This is a genomic window from Variovorax sp. P4_B10 (assembly GCF_056402375.1).
Window position 1 is genome coordinate 15,364 of sequence record NZ_JBFUHN010000075.1, and the last position, 16,871, is coordinate 32,234.

Genomic DNA, 16,871 nt, shown 5'->3' on the forward strand with positions numbered 1-16,871 from the left:
AAGCAAATCCGGAAACCACACGACATGGCGGGCGTGCATTCGGGACGGACTCCTACGCAGTTCGGGCCGCGAGGTTCTACGGTTCCTTATGCGGCGCCATATGAACTTCATTCGCCAACTTCAGGAGACCGACATGCAAACCACAGACCTTCGTCCGCTCGCCGTGGTGACCGGCGCTTCATCCGGTATCGGATTTCAGTTGGCGCTGCTCGCGGCGCGCAACGGCTTCGACCTGCTGATCGGCGCCGACGAGCCGCTGGAGCAAGCCGAAACCGAGTTGCACGTGCTGGGTGCGAACGTGATGTCGGTGCGCGCCGACTTCGCGACCCGCGACGGCGTCGACGCACTTCTGGCGGCCGCAGAAGGCCGCCCCATCGATGCCTTGTTCGCCAATGCAGGGCACGGCCTGGGCCGCGGCTTTCTCGACCAGGACTTTCATGATGTGCAGCATGTGATCAACACCAACATCACCGGCACCATCTACCTCGTGCAATGCGTCGGGCGCGAGATGCGCAAGGCAGGCCAGGGCCGCATCCTGATCACCGGCTCGATCGCCGGCTTCCAGCCCGGCAGCTTCCAGGCGGTCTACAACGGCAGCAAGGCCTTCATCGATTCGTTCGCCATGGCGCTGCGCAACGAGCTCAAGGGTACGGGCGTGTCCGTGAGCTGCCTGATGCCCGGCGTGACAGACACCCACTTCTTCGCCCGCGCCGACATGCTCGACACCCGCATCGGCCAGCAGAGCGACAAGGCCGATCCGGCGGAAGTCGCGAAGACCGGCTTCGACGCGATGATGAAGGGCGAGAGCGGCGTGATCGCGGGCTGGCGCAACAAGATGCAGGTGGCGCTGTCGCGGGTGATGCCGGCGCCGAAGCTGGCGGAGCAGCATCGGAAGTTGGCAGAGCCGGGGAGTGCGGAGCGCAAGACCACGCTCTCGTAGCAGCCTCGAACGTCTCTCCGAATGCCTCAAGCGTCACGGTATCGGCTTCGATTTCACGCATCTCACAGGGGACCAGCAAAGTGAGATCTGCAGCTACCGGTTCATGCCGTCAGCGGCGTGCGGTTCCCACTGGCGTACACCAGATCGGCAATGCGCAGTTGCCGGTCGCTGCCATCGATTTGAGTCCTGGCGATGCGTTCAAGAGTCAAAACGCCCCGTGCGTCCATCCAGAATTCCGTAGATGCGTTGATACGAGAATCGCTGCCCTCGTACGATCGGCTTGACCTCGTGCGGGAAATTCCGGTTGGAAGGAAAGATGAGCAGCGTTCCCGCACTCGGCCTCAACTCGAGGCCCTGCCTGGGGAAGTGAATCTCGCCGCCGTCAAAATCCGAGTTCAGATACAGGATCGCCGTGATCCCCCGCTGCACATCCCGCGTGAGCACGCTGCCGTCCGGTCTCAACACATGATCGTCAGCATGCATCTTCAGACCGATGCCCGGCGTATAGGCAAAGAACTCGTGCTGCGCGAGAACAAGGCTGTCCGACGGCTGCGCCAGGAAGTGCTGCTCGAAGTACTGCTGGACCGCCTCGAAGATGAAGAATGCAAGCTCCTCATCGTGGCGCGGAACGATCGCCTTGCTGTCGCGAGACTGCGTATCGACGACGGAGTCCCCGTTTCGGCCATAGACCTCATGCACACGGAAGTCGCGCGCCTGCAGTCGGCCCTCGATGTGCGAAACGCACAGATCCAGGGGCAAGGCGCACTCCCCCTGAAAAATAGGAGCGCCCGGCTTCTGAATGGATTCGGCGTAGGTGATCACAGGTCGAACCGCCATGTCGTTTGCAGGAGGCTGCGTGCACCCGACTGGATCGCGGTGACGCCGTGCTTGTACTTGAAGTGCCCGGGAAAGGTCACCAGCTTTCCGGCCTTGGCATCAACGTACAGATCGGCGTTGGGGAAGTGCAGCCTGCCGCCCTCGAAGTCCCGCCCTTCCGTCGAGAGGTAAAGCAAGGCCACCAACTGGTTCGCCCAGTTGAACATCACCGTGCCCAGACCATAGTCCCGATCGGCAGGGTCCTGATCGTCGCAGTGCACGGGACAGCCCGGGCCTTCGAAATAAAGCAGGATCTGGCTCGACGCAAGGGTGACGTTCCTGCCCGCATAGTTGTACTCCGACGCCAATGCCTCCACCTGCTGCCGAACGACGTCGACCAGTGCGTCCTTGGCCGGCAACTCGACATCGAAACTCATGCGCCCGCGCTCGCGGCCATGGTTGGTGTTGTACGTCCTGGAAGGCGTCGGGTCCTTCTTCCAGGCGTCGAGGATGGCCTGCCGGTGGTCGGCGATCTCCAGCTGCCGGATCCGGATGCCATCGCGCCCGTCCGGTGTGGACACCGTGAAGCACGGGTTAAACAGCGGCCGTATCTTTGACATAGTAGTGCCTGGCAATGGCGATCCTCTTTCCCCTCGTCACGGGCGTCACCAGGTGCGGAAAGAGATGGTTCGATGGAAAGGCGACCAGCGTTCCGGTCAGTGGCCTGACCGAAATGTCGTGATCCGGAAAGACCAGCTCTCCGCCCTCGAGATCGTCGGTGCTGATGTAGAGCAAGCCCGCGAACTGGTTGAGCAGGTGCATGACGTACTTGTCACGGCCAAACTGCCGCGGCGGCTTGAACTGGTCGTCGACATGCAGGCCCGCACCTGCACCGTCGCTGTAGAGCATGAATTGCTCTCGAGACACGGAGCCGGAATACCCTTCTCCCCGCGTGTGGAGCGACTGGAGTACGAACTCGTCCAGCATCTGGAAAAGCATCGCAAACCGTTCCGGCTGGCGATGCTTCAGTTCCTTGGAGCGACGCAGTCTCTTCTCTTCTTCACCCACGTTGGAATAGATGTCGAAGGACAGCTCGAGCTCCTCGGTCTCGAAGGCCGAGAAGCAGCTTTGGATCAGTTCGGCAGGAATGGAGGTTCTCGAAACCTCCACGCCCCCGCCAACCATGTGGACCGGGTTGGGGAACAATCAGCTCCCTCCGGCACCGATGCTGCCCGTCGCGCTGGAACCATTGCTGGCGGCCATGCCGTTTTGAAGCGCCATGAAGTTCGCGCTCGTCATCGAGTTGATGATGGCCGAGGTCAACGCGGGCACGTTGATGCGCAGCGGGTTTTCGGGGGTGCCGTCACCGATGATGTAGATGCTGCCCACGACCACCGGCGCGTGCGCCGTGGCGGGAATCTCGCGAACGGTTGCAGCGGATTCTCTCTTCAGCGGCAGCACGTTGCTCTCGGCGATCTCCGCCGGCTGCTTTTTTTGAAGTTGTTGCACAGTGAACTCTCCTTTGGGGGGGTGAACTTCGACCAGCGTCGAAGCGGGTGGACAGGCCATGACAGCCCGGAAAAACTCATGAAATGGGCGGTGTCTCGAACAAGGTCGAGAAGACGTGAGGGTAGCCCGACGGCGGCAAGGTCGGGTTCGAATTGACTTCCAGCCACCACGCGTTGCCGAGGGAGTCGACCACACCGTCCAGCGAATAAAGAATGGGCGCCGAGAACCTCGCTTCCAGATCGACGGCGAGCGCCTCGACTGCGAGTCTCGCTTGTGCAAGCAGCGCTTCGGACAGCTGGGGCAAATCGTTGTCCGCAACCTCCGTCGTACGAGGGGATTCGTAGTCGCGTCCATAGCGGAAATCGAGCCAGGCCGTGACTCCTTTGGCGAGCACTTCGTCTCGGGTGAATCCCTGGTGAGCCAATGAACTCGCGATCGCCTCCCCATCCCCCGCAGGACGAGACATCCGTGGGGATTGAGTCTGGGCCAATAGTTCGATGAGTTCGTCGATGCGATGGACGCCATCGCCGGTGACTGTGGGATACGAATAGGCGTGCGCATGGAAGATGGTGCGCCCCCAGATCCACAGCTTGAGGTTCACGCCCTGGATGAACTGCTCGGCGTACCGGGTCTCTGGCGAGGGCGATGCGCTGGCGGCCAATTCAGGCAAGGCAACCCCGGCTCGAAAGGGCCCCGTGATGTGCAAGCCAAAGGAGCCCCTGGACCCCTTGACGATGTAGTCCTGATCGGGCTGCTCCGGGGCAATCCACCACGCAGGCGTGCGAAGACCGTGTTCGACCATGTGGGCCTTGAACAGCAGCTTGTCGGTCGACAGGGCCCACTGCACCGGCGCATAGGGCAGCCAGCCCAGAAAACCGGTGGCCTGGTTCGAGATCTTGCTGACGTTGAGCAGCCGTCCGTCGATGCGTGCGCGAAATTGGGGCTGCAAGGTGAAGTAGCGATTCCTTGCCTTCACTTCCATCTGGAAGGACTCGACATCGATGGAACTCTGTGCCGCGTGCTTCTCCCCCCAGCTTTTGACTGCGCGGATATGGTTCAACAACATCGTCATGTACATGGGCAGGGGCGTCGGCAACGGGAGCGAGGAGATTATTGGAAGCGCCGCGGCTGGGGAGATAGCGCGAGCGGCATCTCAAGCCAACATATCCATGCCGACTGCGACTTGTTTAACATTTCCGACTTGACTAGAGGGACTTTATGGCCAGGCCCCGCCCACCAAGACACTCTGGGGCCGAACCTCCATCGCATCTGTGCCTGTATTGATCTCGTGATGTGGGACCTCTGTGTTTCGCTCACGACAGCGGCCGACTTCATCCAGGCCAGCAGTTCGCAGCAGGTGTGCCGGTGGCGCACCCGTACCGCCGATTTGCAGCCAAGAAAGGAGCCGTGGTGATGGCCAGCAGCAACGACCGGCCACCATCCTGCTTACTTGTCGGCCTTGAGGATCGTGCCGACTTGCAGTTGTTTGACTTGGTACTTGCCCTGGAGGTCGTCGATCTTGCTCACGCTATTGCGGGCCATGATGATGCCCATCGAAGGCTCCTGCTGTATATAGATGACGTCACCGCTGTTGGCGGCGATCTGCGTATCGGCCCAGTTCTCCGCCTTCGAGTAGATCTTGTGGGTCCCCGGCGTGACATTGAAATAGATGTACTGACTCGAGCGGGTGTAGCCCATCTCCGACGCGGCTTCTTGGTCGTCTACGAAGACGTTGAAGCGAACCAGCCCGCCCACACCGGAAGGCCGTACGACATACACGATCGCCTTGCCCGGCTCAGGCAACTTGGGAAGTTGAAAGGAAGCAGTTTCAGCCTTCATGACTTCTGGCGTCGGCAGGCTGGCGCACCCTGACAGCACAGCGAGCGCTGCTGCAAGCATGAGGGCCGAGATCGAAGTTTTGGTTTTCATAGTTGATGACGAAGTGACGGCGCCGCAATTGCGGCAAATAGGGTTGCCCACTCGAAGTGGGGTGGTGAAAAGATAAATAGACCTAGTTCAAGTACGTTTCTCCTCCATTGGCATGCTTTGCTTTTCTTCATGGCGACCTTTGTGGCGCATTGACGATGCAATTTCTGATCGGCGGCGCTGTGCTTGCCTGTCCTCTTTGCCTTCTCGCCCACGGCAGTGAACTGCCCTCCGACGGCGCTTGAGACGAGGCGGCGTGCCTGGCGGTTCATGGAAGATGGCATTGCTTGCGTGGAAAGACTGCTGCGGCCGGATACCCTCAATACATCCGCACAGCGCATGAAATGTTTAGTGCCGCCCTAAACGCCTCGCCCCAGCGTCGGATGAACTGCGATGCTCTTGCTCGTCGCATCCGGTCTGGTTCTCTTGTCCTTGCTCTGTCCCTCGGGGATGGCGGTGTGCTGGTTTCAATGGCGGTGGATATGGTCGCGTCGCCGCCTGGGCAGCAGGCACCGCCGCAGCAGCGCGGCTGGCGCAACCCGGCAGCGRCTGCAATCGTCGGCCGCACTGCCGAAGAACACCCGCAAACCGGCCTGGGTGCGTCGCCGGGTGCTGCGCCTGGCTATCTTCGGCAAGAGTTGCCGCGCCATCGAACAGATGTTCAACCGCGAGCACGGTGCCTACATGACCGTAGGGCACAGCTGGGTGGCCGAGTACATCCAGAAGCATGCGGCGGAAATTGCCGAACGTCGCAAGGCGATGCGCCGGTGCCCGCCCCGCTTCTTGGCGGTGGGCCACACTTGGGCGCTGGACCTGACCTTCATGGTCAACGCGCAAGGCTTCACCTTCGCCATGCTGGGCATCATCGATCACGGTTCGCGCCGCCTGCTGTGCCTGAAGCACTTGCCGCGCAAATGCACGCTGGCGCTGCTGGGGCATCTGTTCCTGACAATGGCGCGCTGCGGCGTGCCGGCGGTGATTCGCACCGACAACGAGTCGATGTTTGCGAGCACGATGTGGCGGACGGTGCTGGCCGCCCTAGGCATTTGCCATCGGCGCAGCCAGCCCGGCTGCCCGTGGCAGAACGGGCGCATCGAGCGCCTGTTCTGCACCTTGAAGCCCTTGCTCAAGTCAATCAAACCGAACACCGCCAAAGCGTTGCGCGCCGCGCTCAAGGAGTTCAGCTGGTTCTACAACCATGTGCGAGTCCACCAGAACCTCCAGGGACTGACGCCGATGGAGGCCTGGAACGGCAGGACGCTTGCTGATGTGCAACAAGCTCACATGCAGGGCCATGGCCGATGGGTGCAGGCACTGGACGGACACCTCACGGGCTACTACGTTCGATGTTGGTGACGAAGCACCGAGAACAAGAACAAGTGGCAATGGGCAGCGTCCACACTGGACGCGGAAGCAACTCGACTTGAAGGCGAAAACTGCTCAACAAATAGGCAATCCGTGGTCACCAAACATGCATCGGCACGCCCGAAAAGTGGCTTTGCGGCGGTCCCGTAGGGTTGAGCGCTCAAAAAAGGCCCGCCTCACGGGTTGGCGCAGGCGAAGGATTCATGTGGACAGGACAGCCTTCAACAACTAAGAAATGCTGGGCAGAAAAGTCGAAAGATGAAATACAAGACCGCTACGGAAGGCATCGCTGCAAATATGCATCGAAGTCGCTGGCAACCTCGATTATCTCTCCTGCATCGTGGTCAAAACAAACGGCCTTGCCGCTCTCATTGATGCCAATAGGATTGCCTGCGTGGTCCATCGAGATCACATAGGAACGATCTGTGCCGGGCCAAGATTGCTTTCGAAAGTGCTCGGTAACATCCACTACAGACCACAAATTCTCATCCATCGGCTCGGCGCGAGCGAGCCCATAGACTGGGTACGGTCCAACAATTGCACCGCCATATCGGCGAAGAAATTGCTTGTAGCCCTCCGAGAAGGCCACCCCCAATGCTGCTTCAGCAGCTTCGATTTCCGGCGATTCAACACCGCCAGCTTTCATGAATGGTTCTTTGGAGAAAAAATCATCCAAAAGATCCAGCATCGCTTGATTCATCAAAGTCCTCTATTCGTCAACTCTTGTGTTGCGCGCGCTTTCCAATAGTCAACACGCCACTGATCAAATTCTGCGCGTTGCTGCGATGTCAAACCAGCCCCTTTGGTGTTGCCAAAAGGGTGTTGCACGATATTTCCAATGCTGTGATTGAGGGCCGGCACTTCGATGATGGGCCCTGCTGGATTCTGTTTGTGATGATGCAGCACCAACGAGTTGCCATTGATGTCTTTTGCGGCAAATCCATATTTTTGCATCGCTTGAAGGGTCCCGGTACTGAGGTGTTCCAGATCGCGAACAGCTCGCACTTCCATTCCTTGGAATTCAACTATGTTGCGCTTTGCAGGCGGGGCCGCCCCGGGGACAGGCGGTAGCAGCGGCCCCGTACGCCGACCACCAACAGACGCGAAGCTGCTTGGCGTCGGAGCGCCTTTCACCAACATCTGGTTATAAGTCCCCGATTTCGCTCCAGCAARCTGTTCCCATGCCCCCACATAGTTCAGCATCCCATCCTGCTCGCGCTGAGTCCCGCCCAGCAGCCTACTTACTCCCCACGCGATCGCCCCAAAGGGCGATGCCGCCATCTTGTCTATACGCGCATGCTCCGGACTGGGCTGCGGGGACAATCGGGCACGAACCGCTGCCTGCCCTTGCTCAGAAGCCGTGAAAGTGAAGTGGCTCAAAGCATCCCCATAGCGACCGTCCGACAGCGCGCCGCCCATCTCGCTCCAGCGGTTGTAGCTGCCCGAGATGACCTTCTGGTCGTTCTGCGCCTGGAAGCTCGGACCAGCTACCTCTGCGGCATTCACCGGTGTGCTCGACTGTGCCGGACTGGGATAGTCGCTCTCGAACGGCTCATAGGGCGGAACTGGCGATACTTCCGTGCGGATGTCCGCTGCGCCGCTTGCATACAGGTTGGAAGCCTGTTGCGCATCGGCCTTTACGAAGGCATCGTGTGCCGCCTGTCTCGCGTTGGATGTGCTCGCCGGCAGGCCAACGCCGTCCTTCAGCGCCTTGAGGTCCTTCAAATTCCGCTGGAGCTCATCGAGTCTGCTTTGGGTGTCGTTCGCCTGCCTTCCTGCAGCAAGGCGTTCGTCTGCTGCACGCTCACTGGGCGTCTGACTGATGGTGAGTTGATCACCTGTATACCTTGAAGCATCCGCCAACAAGACATCGTTGGACCGATCAAAGTACGGAACCCCGCCGTCCCCGAAATCCGGCGCCGCTGCCATCACTGCATCGACGCGCGAAAAGTCGTATCTCGACCCCGTGCTGGCCGACGTGGCGACCCCATTGCCCATCGCGTAGACATCCCGCGCCGTCGCCCTCTCTTCAACCTCGCCACGCGTCATGTCGCTGGATTGCCCGTTGGCGCTCGCAATAGAGTCCCCCAGCGCATTGCCAAATGCGTCCGATGCCAACGTGGCCGCGCTGACTTTACCTCCACGCACGGCCTGCCCCACCAGACTACCGCCAATGCCCGAGACTAGGCTTTTGCCAAATTCAAATTGAACACCAGGCTGCCCGGGGTAATAGTCCATCGCAGCGTTCAGCCCCTGGGCCGCGCCCGCGCTTAGCGCGCTTGYCGCGACACTCTTCCAGCTGAACTTGTCCTGCAGCCCGGTGACCACCGCAATGCCCTGCGACACAGCGCTACCCACAGCCCCGCGCACGATGGAATTACCCACCAATGCAGCGGAAGAAGAGGTGCCGAATGGCTGAATACCGCCCAGCCCTCCTGAGACGGCTCCGCCCAAGGCGCCTAGAGCCACTCCCTTCCAGCTAAAACTGTCCTGTGCACCGATGCCGATGCCGACAACCTGGCTTGCAATCGAGCCAACCGCACCGCCAATAGCACCAGCAGCAATCAGAGAACCAGCGGTCCAGGATGCGGTGCCTGCGGCAACGGCCGTTGTCGCGGCCGCACCAGTGAGCGTGGCACCACCGGCTGTTGTCGCCGTTCCCACAGCGCCTAGCGCTGCTCCCGCAGTGAAGTACGCGACTACCACGGCCACCACCACCATGATGATCTGCCCAACGGCCCCACAGCCGCCGTCCTGGCTCTGCGGCATGGCCATCATGGTCGGGTTGGTGCCCTCCATGATCTTGCTTGGGTCGTAAGGCTTGAACGTGCCGCTGTTGTTCGCGCTGGACACATGCGCCGGAACCGTCAGCACCTGCCCCACGCGCAGTTCGGCATTGCCGCCCAGCCCGTTGGCGTCCGCGATCAGGTACCACAGGTTCGCATCGCCATAGGCGCCCTTGGCGATGCTCTGCAGCGTGTCGCTCGCACCCACGGCATACGTGCCCGGCGTGCCCGCCGGGTAGTTGCCGTTGATCGGCTGATACCCGAAGCTGAAGCTCGCCTTCTGCGTGTAGGGCGTGAAGCCCGGCAGCGGGAAGCTGATGCCCGCATAGAGCTGATCGGGCACCCAGCCGTAGCGCCCCAGCACCTCGCCGTTGACCACCAGTTGCCGCTGGCCCTGTGTCGGGTTGGCCGGATCGCCGTAGTAGGCATACAGCGCCGTGCCGTTCGCGTCGTTGATGAAGAAGTGGTTCTGCGTGACGGACTGGTTGCCCGGATCGCCGGTGTGCGCCAGGAAGCCGTTGACGTCGTAGTTGTAGCCGACCATCCCTTGCGAGGTCACGGTGCCGGCCGCCGGCCCCGTGGCCGGGCGGGTCTGGGTGAGGCTCGTAAGCTGCTTGTACCCTTCGGCACGCTGCATCGTGTTCGTGGTGGTGGCAAAAGTCGGATTCTGGGGATCCGCGTTGGCGGTGAAGTACCCCAGCACGTTGCCCGCGTCGTCGTAGGTGTAGCTCACGCCGCTGAAGCTCTGTCCGCTGGGGTTGACCAAGGGCGAGACATGGGCCAGCGTGCTCTGATAGGCGACCCGGCCGTTGGCGTCGTACCGGCTCTGGCGCAACTGGAGCGGGTCGCTGCCGGTCACGCCCTGGTACTGCGTGTGCAGCGCGATGTAGTCCGCATCCAGGTTGCCTGGCCCACTGGTGAGCACACGGCTGGCCGCGTCATAGGTGCGTGCATCCACCAGCACACCGTCGCGCGTGGTGCTCGTCAGCCGGTTCATGCCGTCGTAGCCGTAGACCTCCTCGCTCTCGCCACCGGCTTGCGCGGCCCATTGGCCATCGCCCTGCTGCACGATGCGAATGCCCTCGTGCTTGTCGCTGGTGCGCCGGCCGTTGTGGTCGTACGCCAAACGATGCCCATCCGGCCCCAGAGACGAACCATCCGCGGTGGCCGAATCCGCCAGTGTCTGGCGGTTCATGGCGTCGTACCGGAAATAGCGGTCGCTGTCCGGCGGCAGCGCGCTGACATCGGCATCGATCACGTGGGTGTGGATGTGCGTGCGATTGCCCACCTTGTCGTAGTCGATGGTGATGTACGCGCGAGCGTCCGCCACCCAGCGCATGCGCCCCAGCGCGTCGTAGGCGATGGAGTTGTCCTGGTAGGTCACGCCGCCCTGCACGGTGGTCTCGCGCAGGCGACGGCCCGACAGGTCGTAGCGATAGCTGCTGGTCTGGCCGACGGCCAGATCCTGGATGCGGGTCTGCTGGCCGGCGCCATCATAGCCGTAGACGCGGTTCTGGCCCCGGCTGTTGCTTTGCGCGATGAGCTGGCGCGCGTTGTCGTAGCTGTAGACGTAGTTGGCCCCGCCGATGTCGCTGTGTCCCTGCAGCTGTCCGAAGTAGTCGTACTTCCAGGTCGCCAGCGCACCGTTGCCATCCATCTCCACGACCTTGCGGTTGAACGCGTCGTAGCCGGCCTGGATGCTTTGGCCCAGCGGCTGCGTGGTCTTGATCAGGTTGCCACGCAGGTCCCAGGCGTAGCGGATGGTTTCGTTGTTGCCATTGGTCTGCGACAACATGCGCCCCGCCTGGTCCCAGCGCTGCGTCTGGCTGATGCCCACCGATTCGAAGGTGGTGCGCATCAGCCGGTCGAGCTTGTCGAAGACGAACGATGTTGCGTTGTGTTCGGCATCGACGGTGCGCACCTTGTCGCCGAACGCGTTGTAGGCATGGCTGACCACGCCGGTGTCGACGCCGTTGCCATCCGCATGGAGTTCGCGCACGAGGTTGCCGCCCGCATCCCACTCCTGGCCGTTGACGTTGCCATTGGCATCGCGAACCGCGACCTGCCGCCCCATGGCGTCGTAGTAGATCTGCGTGACCGGCGCGTTGGCATTGTTGATGTTGCCGTTGGCATCCACGCCGGCGTTGCCGTCCGCATCGGTCTGCACCTGGCGGACCATCTGGTTGTTGGCGTTGTAGCTGTAGTTCGTGACCCAGACCGTCGAACGCGGGTCGTTGATGCTCAGCACATTGCCCCAGCGGTCGATGGTCTGCTTGACCAGCGGCCGCTGATAGCGGTCCAGGCCGTTCAGGCCTATGCCCTGCCCAATGGCCCGTCCGCCCAGCAACGGATCCTGGCTGATCGGGTACGGGCCCATGTCCGTCGCGCTCCAGCCGTACTGCGGCGGCGTGGCAGGTGTGCCGGGCGTCGCGGGAACGTAGGCCGGCGTGGTGTCATTGATGGACACGCTGCCATCGCCATTGAGCGTCAGATCGCCCAGCGCGTGAGAAGTGGCTGCCGCGCCCACACCTGGGAAGAATCCGTAGGAGTACTCGTAGATACCCGCGGGCAAATGCGCGCCCGTGACATTGACTTCCCAACCGAAGTCACTGCGCAGGTGAACCTCCAGAGGCAGGAAGCCGCTGCCACTGCCCTTGACGCGCATGCCGAAGCCGCTGATGGATCCGGGGGGAGGACCAGGCACGCGCACCACGTAGACCGTTTGATAGATCGGCCCCGTCTGTTCGTCGGAGCCAATCTGTTCCTGGCGGGACTCGACATACAGGCCATCGATATGGGGCAGCCCTTGGGCGGGAGTGCCTGGTGTACCGGGTGTGCCATCGACTTTTCCGATCTGGCCGGTGGCGTGGGCATAGGGCCCTGCTTCGCCCGGATGGGTCCACAGGATCTCGTACTCGTACTGCCCTGCCCCCAAGCCGGAGAGATTGATGGTGCTCCAGTCACTGCCCGCAGCCCGATTGATGCCCCATGGCGCACTCCAGCCGCCGCCCACCGGGCGCACCCGGATGGTCTGCAGATCCCCGGCGCCCGGGCCCTGCCACTCGAGCGTCTGCGCCGAGCCATTGACGCCGGCCACGCCCAAGGTGGCCAGTGGCCGCGGCGTGATGTTGAAGGTGCCCGTGGACGTGGTCCGGTCGCTCTGGCCGGGTGCGTGAGTGATGGCCTGGTATTCGTAGTTGCCCAGCGCAAGACCGGAGAGATCGCCACGCGCCGCATCGCCAAACCTCACCGTAGGAAGCTCGCTCCATGCGCCGTTGCTGCCCGCCAGGCGGTATTGCACCTGCACCCAGGCGTTCGGATCGTCCGGGCTCGCCACCTGCAGGCTCTGGCCGGCATAGCCGACACCGTTTTGCGAGATGAGCGTCTGCCAGTTGGCCTGCAGATCCTTCTTGGCCACCACGACACGCGAGATGCGGCCGATGCCGCCATAGGCATCTCCTGCCGCGGGGCTCCAGCTGAGGCTGGCGCCGCCGTTGCCTTGCGTGGCGTTGAAGATCTGGCTCTTGAGCTGCTCAGGCCCTTCGTTGCCCTGGGCATCGACAGGGATGTAATACAGGTCGACGCGCACGTCGCCACTGCCCAGGCCCGCGAGCGCATTCCAGCCAAGGTTGACGGTGTTGCTGCCGCTCCAGCCTTCGTCGCCGTGAACGGCGCGGGCGGCAACGCCTCCCACCAGCGCATCGGTGCCCACACTGACCCCGCCCTGGAGCTCCTTGCGTTCCGGCAAGGCCTGACTCAGGACGTGGCCGATCAGGTCATAGGTGGTGTCGGTGCGTCGCACGTCCGACAGTTGCGCGACCTGTTGCGCATCGGCGGCGTTGCGCAGGTTGATGTCGCCGCGCCCCGAACCGGCGCTGCTGATGTTGGCGGTCTGGCGCCCCTGCAGGTCGTACAGCGCGATCTTGTCCACGCCGTCGCCGGCGTTGGTGCGCCACAGACGTCCGGCCTTGTCGTAGTCGAAGTATTCGCCCAGTTGGCCGTTGACCCGCTTGGCCGTCAGTTCGCCGAAGGCGTTGTACTCCAGGGCCGTGTCCACTTTCGCACCAGACACCCCCGCGCCCGCATTGAGCGTGTCCTGCCCGGTGGCATCGGCCGGACTGCCCTGCCAGAGGGTGACCCAGGCGGTGCCGTTCCATTGCAGGATGCGGATGGCCGTGACGCTGCCGATGGGTTCGTTGTCCGGTGAGACCGTCACGCCGTCAGGCCCCAGCACGTCGCCCGGGATCGGGAAGGTGCGGGAGTAGCTGGCGGGATGGCCTGCCACCGTGGACGGGCCGGTGTTTTCTCCGCCGGCGACTTCGTAGCTGGGCGTGATGAAGTCGAACTGAATCTGAACCTGGCCGCCAGCAGCATTGACGAGATTCGCCAGGTGCGACAGCGCAACGCTGCCGTAGGTGGCCGTCGGCGGGACACCCCCAATGGGGTTGCCGCCCTCGCCACTGCCATTGCCATAGGAGCCGGTCGTCACGACGGCGCGAGGCCGGGTGCTGTACGTCCCGTTGGCCGCGGCCGCGCCCTGGGTGTAGTCCGTGCCGTCGGTGGCTGTGGCGGGGTCGTAGATGTGTGTCTGGTGGCCCAGGGCGTCGTAGCCATACGCCCGGAACAGGGTGCGCGTGGTGCCGGCGTTGTCGGTGACGCCCTGCCACTCCTTGGCGATGAGGCCCTGGCTGTTGTAGGAGCTGTAGTGATTGACGCCCATGGCGTCGGTGCTCTGCACCGTGTGGCCCAGCGCGTCGTACTGGGCATAGGTGGTGCGGTCGGTCCTGGCAAGCGTGTCAGCGTCGCTCCAGGGATCCACGGGCGTCCTGTCGCGCAGGTACAGGTGGTCGAAGCCCGTCATGAACGACAGCGACGGGCCCACATACCGCGTCAGTTGTGCATCGAAGGGGCCCGATGCACTGCCCCCGATGTAGACGGACAGACTTTCATCCACGACGTACGGGTATTGCGGATTGGTCGTGAGCGCCTGGACCTCCGTCAAATCGGAGGTGTAGACAACGTCGACGAAACCCGGCTGTGCTGATGTCAGCCGGTACAACTTGACGCTGCCTGGCTGCGCAGCCGTGGCGACATAGCCCTGGATGCCTTCGCCGACGTTGTTCGGCATCGCGAGCCAGGACTGGTACTCCGACAGGCTGGTGGTGTAGAGATGCTTGCCGAAGTACGTGTTGTTGATCCGGTACAGCGCCGTTCCGCCCTCGAAGGGCGCGCTTGCGATATAGCCGACCGGGCCTTCCTTGGCCCAGAGGGGGTTCCCTTCGATGGTGCTGACTTCCGGATTCGTCGCCAGTGCATAGGGGGGCAGCGGGCTGGGTGCCGCTGGTGCGCCATTGGCACCGGCACCGTTGACGTACTCGGTCTTGAGCACGACGTTGCCGTGCGCATCGCGGCGGAAGACGGTCAGCGGGGTGATGGCCGCACCGCTGACGGTGCTGGTGCGCGTGGGTTCGGCCACCGCAGTGACGCGGCCCAGGGCGTCGTAATAGCTGTAGGTGGTCGCCCCCTTGGCGTCGGTGGTGCGCGTGAGGTTGCCCACGGCGTCATAGCCGTAGCTGGTGGTCAGATCCCCACGCGTGCTGGTGCCGTTGGACGCGGTGCTGTATTCGACGTTGCACCGGATCTCGCTGGTCTTGCGGTTGTTGCGGTCGTAGACGGTGTCCACGCGCCGGTCGTTGTTCGCGTCCACGGTGGGCGCGGGTGGGATGCCGCCCGCATTGACTGCGCCGGTCCAGCCCGCGAGGTTGCTGGTTCCGGTCCAACTCGCCGCCTTCGCATATTCGATACGCACGGTGGTGTTGCCAGCCGCATCGAAGGCCTGGGTGGTGAGGTAGCCCAGCGCATCGACGCTGGCGATTTGCTGGCCGCGACGGTCGTAGAAATTGGTGCTCAGGGTCCAGGTGCTGGCATTCTTCTGCTGTGCCACCTGGGTGAGTTCGCCGAAGGTGTTGTAGGTGTTGCGAGTGGTCTTGCCCGCAAAGGCATCCTGCGCAGTGTCGCTGCCGCCCTCGTGAACGTAGACGGCGGCCTCGCGCACCTCGATGCCGCGGCCCAGGCGGTCGTAGGTGGTCCACAAGGTGCGGTCGGCATCGTGGATCAGCGCATCGACCGTGGACTGGACCTGCGCGCGGCCCAGGCTTGCCGGATGGCCGGCACTCAGGCCGCTGGCCGCGCCATAACGCGTGAGTTTGGTGGCGTCGCCGAAGGCATTGCGCTCATAGCCGGTGACATAGCCCAGCGCATCGACTTCATGGGCCACCCGCCCGACGAGGTCGTAGGTCTTGTAGCTGTAGTTGCCGCCGATGTCGCGGTTGGCAACGGCGTTGCCCAGGGCGTCGTAGGTGGTCTCGGTGTAGAGCGTCTGGGTGGTGTCGTGGCGGCTGTCGAGACCGTCGACCGCGAAGGTGTCGCTCGAGGCGTTGTACACGCCGACCGGCGGATAGATGACCTTGACCTGGCGGCCGACCTGGTCGTACGCGTAGGTGGTGGTGCGCTGCTCGGGTCGCCCCGCCCCTTCGGTGCGGCTGCGCAGGTTGCCGAAGCTATCGTAGGTCAGCACGGTGATGACGTTGCCGATGCCGCTGGAGCCGGCGTCGACCTGCAGCCGGCCGTTGGCGTCCGGGGTGACGGCGGTGAGATCGACCTGCGGAGAGATCTCCCGCAGCAGGCGGCCGCCGAGGTCGTATTCGTAGTGCCACACCGAGCCCTTCGCATTGGTGTAGCCGGTCTTGTTGTCCAGCGCGTCGTAGGTCCACGACTCGGTGAAGCCCATGGCATCGACGCTGGAGACAACGCGGCCCGCGGCATCGTGCTGGAAGCTCTTGCTGCGGTCTTCGAGGGCGCTGATGACGATGGCTTGCGCGATGGCGTCGGCCGTGTTGGCGGTGCCCGCCGGAATGGACAGCGCGTACTGCGTGGTGCCGCGCACCTGGCCGAGGCCGTCGTAGTCGGTCTGGCTGACGAAGCCAAGAGAATCGATGCCGTAGATCTTCTGCCCGCCCGCATCGAAGACCTGGGACGACACGCGGTCGTTGGCGGCATCGACGGTGGTGCGCGAACGGATGTCGCTCACGCTGGCGGTGGTGCTCAGCCCGGCGACATTGATCGCCTGGGCATACCGGCGGGTCTGGATTTGCTGGCCGAGGCCGTCGTAGACGGTTTCGGTCGCAGCTCCCTGGGCATCGACGACGAAGACCTGGCGGTTGGCCTGGTCGTAGGCGAAGCGCTGGATGCGGTCGGCGCCCGCGTTGGCAGCGACGCTACTCTGCAAGGCAGCGTCGGTGTAGGTCGTGGCGGCACCCGGAGCTGCGAGCGGATTGGCGTAGCCGATCTGCTGCGTGACATTGCCGAAGGCGTCGTAGACGGCACGCGTGACACCGCCCAAGGCATCGACCGCGAAGGTGCGACGGCCCGCGCCGTCGTGCGCGAAGACCGTGATGCGGTCAGCCCCGGCGGCGGCAGTGACCCTCGCGGCGATGTCGGCCTGGCTATAGACCGCATAGGGACTGTCC

General features: G+C 63.1%; 11 protein-coding genes. 2 read left to right on the top strand and 9 right to left on the bottom strand.

Translation table 11 applies throughout. From position 1 onward, the window contains the following. Positions 1–133: 133 nt before the first annotated feature. Positions 134–940, top strand: a complete 807-nt coding sequence (locus AC1DXX_RS26690) for an SDR family NAD(P)-dependent oxidoreductase (RefSeq protein ID WP_478137234.1) — start codon at positions 134–136, stop codon at positions 938–940. Between the two features lie 198 nt (positions 941–1,138). Here the strand turns inward: AC1DXX_RS26690 and AC1DXX_RS26695 are convergent, their stop codons facing one another. From AC1DXX_RS26695 to AC1DXX_RS26725, 7 genes are all read right to left on the bottom strand, one after another. Then, a complete protein-coding gene (locus AC1DXX_RS26695; RefSeq protein ID WP_478137235.1) occupies positions 1,139–1,762 on the bottom strand; it encodes a 2OG-Fe(II) oxygenase family protein in 624 nt (207 codons plus the stop codon). Continuing rightward, positions 1,759–2,337, bottom strand: a complete 579-nt coding sequence (locus AC1DXX_RS26700) for a 2OG-Fe(II) oxygenase family protein (RefSeq protein WP_478137236.1) — start codon at positions 2,335–2,337, stop codon at positions 1,759–1,761. The genes AC1DXX_RS26695 and AC1DXX_RS26700 overlap by 4 nt, the downstream gene beginning before the upstream one ends. Positions 2,338–2,350: 13 nt before the next feature. Next, entirely contained in the window at positions 2,351–2,962 is a 612-nt protein-coding gene (locus AC1DXX_RS26705) for a 2OG-Fe(II) oxygenase (protein WP_478137237.1), read from the bottom strand. Further along, on the bottom strand, positions 2,963–3,265 hold the full coding sequence (locus AC1DXX_RS26710; protein ID WP_478137238.1) for a hypothetical protein: 303 nt from the start codon (positions 3,263–3,265) through the stop codon (positions 2,963–2,965). 76 nt (positions 3,266–3,341) lie between these two features. Continuing rightward, positions 3,342–4,343 carry a hypothetical protein gene (locus AC1DXX_RS26715; protein ID WP_478137239.1) on the bottom strand — a complete coding sequence of 334 codons (1,002 nt, stop codon included), beginning with the start codon at positions 4,341–4,343 and terminating at the stop codon, positions 3,342–3,344. Between the two features lie 368 nt (positions 4,344–4,711). Then, complete coding sequence (locus AC1DXX_RS26720; RefSeq protein ID WP_478137240.1) at positions 4,712–5,194, bottom strand: DUF2846 domain-containing protein; 483 nt, start codon at positions 5,192–5,194, stop codon at positions 4,712–4,714. Beyond that, positions 5,191–5,463 carry a hypothetical protein gene (locus AC1DXX_RS26725; protein WP_478137241.1) on the bottom strand — a complete coding sequence of 91 codons (273 nt, stop codon included), beginning with the start codon at positions 5,461–5,463 and terminating at the stop codon, positions 5,191–5,193. The genes AC1DXX_RS26720 and AC1DXX_RS26725 overlap by 4 nt, the downstream gene beginning before the upstream one ends. 121 nt (positions 5,464–5,584) lie before the next feature. Between AC1DXX_RS26725 and AC1DXX_RS26730 the strand changes: the two genes are divergently transcribed. Then, positions 5,585–6,547: an integrase core domain-containing protein gene (locus AC1DXX_RS26730; RefSeq protein WP_478137242.1), complete on the top strand. Its 963-nt coding sequence runs from the start codon at positions 5,585–5,587 to the stop codon at positions 6,545–6,547. Between the two features lie 283 nt (positions 6,548–6,830). Here AC1DXX_RS26730 and AC1DXX_RS26735 read toward each other — a convergent pair whose 3' ends face one another. Both AC1DXX_RS26735 and AC1DXX_RS26740 read right to left on the bottom strand, forming a co-directional pair. Beyond that, entirely contained in the window at positions 6,831–7,256 is a 426-nt protein-coding gene (locus tag AC1DXX_RS26735; protein WP_478137243.1) for an SMI1/KNR4 family protein, read from the bottom strand. Next, a partial coding sequence (locus AC1DXX_RS26740) for an HNH/ENDO VII family nuclease (protein WP_478137244.1) occupies positions 7,256–16,871 on the bottom strand: 9,616 nt, incomplete at its 5' end. The genes AC1DXX_RS26735 and AC1DXX_RS26740, both read right to left, overlap by 1 nt.